Origin of the sequence: Pseudomonas sp. SIMBA_041 (genome assembly GCF_046535095.1) — a bacterium.
Taxonomy (GTDB): domain Bacteria; phylum Pseudomonadota; class Gammaproteobacteria; order Pseudomonadales; family Pseudomonadaceae; genus Aquipseudomonas; species Aquipseudomonas mucoides.
Genome location: NZ_JAWRXJ010000978.1, coordinates 1 through 233, shown reverse-complemented (window position 1 = coordinate 233; position 233 = coordinate 1). Strand labels below are relative to the sequence as shown.

The following is a 233-nucleotide window of genomic DNA, read 5'->3' as shown; positions in this document are numbered from 1 at the left end:
AAGTTTTTTTATTTAGTTCTAGCTTGAAATTACCCAGAAGAAAAATCAAACAAAACATAAATTCTCTGAAAGATGGGCTATGTATATGTCTAGAGGATGGATAAATTTCCACCATTCCAAAAACCGAATACAATTCATCTAAGATTTCGTTATTAAAGCCTATCGAAAACGGTACTTCTATTGTTGGCCGTTTGCCATCCAACATATCATCAGTGTTTTCTTCAAAATACTTG

At 32.2% G+C, this 233-nt stretch carries 1 protein-coding gene; it reads right to left on the bottom strand.

The annotated features are described in order from the left end of the window. Positions 1–233: hypothetical protein (locus tag SB725_RS34050; RefSeq protein ID WP_410923806.1), on the bottom strand; the 233-nt coding region annotated here is incomplete at both ends.